Consider the following 3,429-nt stretch of genomic DNA (forward strand, 5'->3'; position numbering starts at 1 on the left):
GTACTAGGCCGCTGAGGGTGTCGGCGAAATCCTGGAGATTCATACCGGCCTCCTGCGCGGATACATGGACGGACATACGCGGCTACTCCTCGGCCGCCGGGGGCTTCTTGAACGGCGACACGGCCGGGCGGATCAGCAGGCCCGCCACCATCGGAGAGAGCACGCCGTAAATCGTCATCACGGCCTCAATCCAGGACGTATCGACGTTGTGGCCGATGAAGTACGCGGCCACGCCGGTGCCGAACACCAGGCCCGCGCGGACCAGCGCCGGTTCCGGGACACGCGAGCGCGGCGCGTTCTCGGGGGCGGTCACTGAGCACCGCCCGGGGCGTGGGCCTCGCCGCCCGCGGCGGCCGGGGTGGCAATCACGGTCGCGTGCTGTGGGGTTACGAACCCTTCGATGCCGAGTTTCTCGCCGATGACGGCCAGGGCGTCCACGACGGTCCGGCCGCCCAACTGCGCCCAGCCCTTGAACGGCGTTGGGCCACCCAGCTGTTCGCGGATCTCGTTCACGTACTGGTCCATGTAGCGGACCGCGGTGCCCAGGGTGACGGTATCGCCCTTGTAGTTCTTGAAGGTCTCTTCGAGGGCCATGGCGCTATCTCCTTCGGTGGGGTTCACGCCGCCCATGACGCGGGCGACGTCGGCGCGGAAGATGTTCATGTCGATTGCGCCGGGGTCCCATTTGCCTTGCGCAGCGCCCGCCCATTCCTTATGGCCGATGGCGTGCGAGGCAGGCTGGCCGAGGGGGCGCAAGATGGCGGCGACGCCGCGGACGTAGGCGTCGTACTGAGCGTCGGGCCATCCGAAGCGGTGCGGCTTACCGGGTGAGCCGCCGCCGCCGTTGGCCGCTTCGATACCGATGGTGTACTGATTCGCGGCGTTGTCCGGAAGGCCCGGATACTCGCCTTCTCCTGCGTGCCAGGCGATTCCGACACCGCAGATGGTGTAGACCCCCTGGGGCGACAGGTGCAGCTGTGAGGCCAGGCCGAGTTCCGGGTGTTCGGCGATGCCGCGGGCGGACTCGCCAAAACTGCCGGTGTGGTGGCAGACGACACCCTCACTGCACCACAAGTTTGGCTTCTTGCCACCTCGACACGACAACACCCCGAAATCATCTGGCTGCTAGCGTCGGTCGGCCTGCGCTGGGGAGAGATGGCCGCTCTTCGTCCATGCGATTTGGACTTCAACCGCAATCGCATTCGCGTTCGCCGGTCAGCTTCCAAGGTGAACGGGAGAACTGTGATCGGCCCAGTGAAGACGTGGGAAGCCCGGACGGTTGTTGTGGCGGCCGAGATCATGGCCATGCTGAAGCCCCTGAGTGTCGGCAAGCCGCGGACAGCATTGCTGTGGGAGCGTCCAACGAAGGGCGGACCTCTGCGCCCACCCACGACTACTCACTGGTTCACCTTCGCGGTGATTCGGGCGCAGGCTGCCGACCCTACGTTCCCAGAGCATCTGAATGTCCACCGGCTTCGGCACACGGCTGCTTCGCTAATGATTCAGCAGGGGCAGAACATCAAAAAGGTTCAGCGCCAACTGGGCCACAAGTCCGCAGAGATGACGTTCGATCGATACGGACACCTATACGGAGATGACCTTGACGAGATCGGCTTCGCAATGGGAGCCGCGCTAGGGCTGTCCTCGGAGGACCGTGGGCAAAGCGTGGGCACGCCTGTCGCGCCTACCCTCTCAGCTTCATGAAAAAGACCCCCGACCTGCTGGTATCAGGTCGGGGGCCTCGTGGACATGGCGGGAACTTACTCGAACCGGACCGACCTGCTCCAAGCCTTCGCCGAGCTGCGGCAACGTATCGACGGGAGCAGATTGCGCGGGCTGCGGCCCTCGGAACAAGCCACATCGGGCAGACCGAAGAAGCAACTTACTGCGGACGAGGCTGCGACGATTGTCGCCAAGTACGAAGCAGGCGCCTCATATGGCCCAGCTGAAGGTCGAGCATCACATGGCCAAGAGGACGGTAGCGAAGATACTTCGCGCCGCCGGGGTGCCGATCAGACCGCGTGGTGGCCGTGCACGGACGTAACCCGGTGTGAAGTTACAGGATTGGCCACGACCACTCGTCCCAGAACCTCATCGGCGATTGGCCGCGTGCTTCGAGTGCCACCGCAATCTCCGGACTGTAGACGTCCTTCAACGCCCAGTCCTTCAACTGCCCCTTCATCGGACCTGCCAGACCGCCCCACCGGAAGTAGTCAGCAAGTGGACGGATGCTCGGGTCTTCCCACCCTATCCGAAGAAGTAGTGAAGCGATGGCGACGGCGACTGAATTGGGCTCGGGCTCTCCAGAATCGGCGTACCAGGTTGCGTAGGTTGTTCGGACCGTCTGATCAGTCTCCGTTGGTTCTTCCGGCGTACCGCCAGGACGGCTGGAGTACGCGATCTTCGTTGCGATCCAGCAGCCTGCATCAGCTACACATACGACGTCCAGGAGGTCACGAGGATGTGCCGCTGCTTCGTGTAGAGCGGAGAGGGTCTGGGTGACGTTCTCACGAGGCGTCGACCCTGGGTTCTGCCACACGTGACTGTGGGACAGCAATCCGTAGATCGGCGGGCTGAACAGCTCTCGATATGGACTGCCCGACCTGCCGCCGGCGAGCTCACGGACGAGTCCGGCCGTCCGTGCCGCCTCTTTCAGATGACCAGCTTCCAGAGTGATCTTGCACTCGAAGGCCGCCGCCACGCCACTCGCGAGGTACACCTTCTTACTCGAAAGACGTTGCGGGTAGCTAGGATTCAGCACGATGACATCGATCTGCGGACTGCACCTTCCATCAACACCGAGTAGACGCCCCTTGGTGACGATCGTGTATGCGCTCGGCAGCCAGTGCCGCAGCAGTGCCGCCCAATTTTCCTCACCCTCGTCGCCCGCCGTGCCTGGGTCTTCCAACGCACGCTTCCGGATACGCAGGTACTCGGATGCCAACTCGTCGAGATCCTGCCGAAAGAACGTTTGCAGTTCATGATCAGGGGGAGCCGCCGTAGAGCTGGCCCGGAACGCGATGTAGCGCATCGAACTCCCATCCCATTGGTAGTGACGGATGTGCCTGTCCCAGCTGTACCGACGCCGGTGGCGTCACCAATAACACACCGTCGGAGCAGTCGAGCTGTCTCACCTCACCAGCATCTAACAGACGAGCGAAGGGCGGCGGTAGAGGCTGCAACGCGACGCGCCCATCCGGATGCCGGAAGTTGGCGGATGACGCGAGTAGCCTTGAGATCAAGAGCACGCTGGGCGGGATACGTGACCCCGGCAACACCACGCTCGCTCCGCTTTCATAGCGCAGGTTTCTGGATAGGCCGGGTGCTCACGACACTCGGGAGCCCAGCGGGGAGCACGCAAGTGAATGGAGCTGCCTGCTGACCAACGGACGGCATTGCAGGCAAAGGAGACACTGTCGGCTAGTGTCG

4 protein-coding genes are annotated in these 3,429 nt (G+C 63.5%); 1 reads left to right on the forward strand and 3 read right to left on the reverse strand.

Going from position 1 to position 3,429, the window contains the following annotated elements; translation table 11 throughout:
- Window positions 1–82: 82 nt before the first annotated feature.
- Window positions 83–313, reverse strand: a complete 231-nt coding sequence (locus tag NS2_RS35225; RefSeq protein WP_052087111.1) for a hypothetical protein — start codon at window positions 311–313, stop codon at window positions 83–85.
- The gene (locus NS2_RS38150; RefSeq protein WP_052087112.1) at window positions 310–1,074 is read right to left on the reverse strand and encodes a peptidoglycan recognition protein family protein; all 765 of its coding nucleotides are present in this window, start codon (window positions 1,072–1,074) and stop codon (window positions 310–312) included. Before NS2_RS38150 ends, NS2_RS35225 begins: the two co-directional genes overlap by 4 nt.
- On the opposite strand from NS2_RS38150, the gene NS2_RS35235 reads away from it, so the two are divergent.
- Window positions 1,045–1,704, forward strand: coding sequence for a site-specific integrase (locus NS2_RS35235; RefSeq protein WP_071811684.1), 660 nt, complete (start codon window positions 1,045–1,047; stop codon window positions 1,702–1,704). The genes NS2_RS38150 and NS2_RS35235 overlap by 30 nt on opposite strands.
- Window positions 1,705–2,056: 352 nt before the next feature.
- Here the strand turns inward: NS2_RS35235 and NS2_RS35240 are convergent, their stop codons facing one another.
- On the reverse strand, window positions 2,057–3,031 hold the full coding sequence (locus NS2_RS35240; RefSeq protein WP_045440530.1) for a DUF6602 domain-containing protein: 975 nt from the start codon (window positions 3,029–3,031) through the stop codon (window positions 2,057–2,059).
- Window positions 3,032–3,429 lie beyond the last annotated feature (398 nt).

Source organism: Nocardia seriolae NBRC 15557 (genome assembly GCF_007990715.1).
GTDB classification, from domain to species: Bacteria; Actinomycetota; Actinomycetes; order Mycobacteriales; family Mycobacteriaceae; genus Nocardia; species Nocardia seriolae.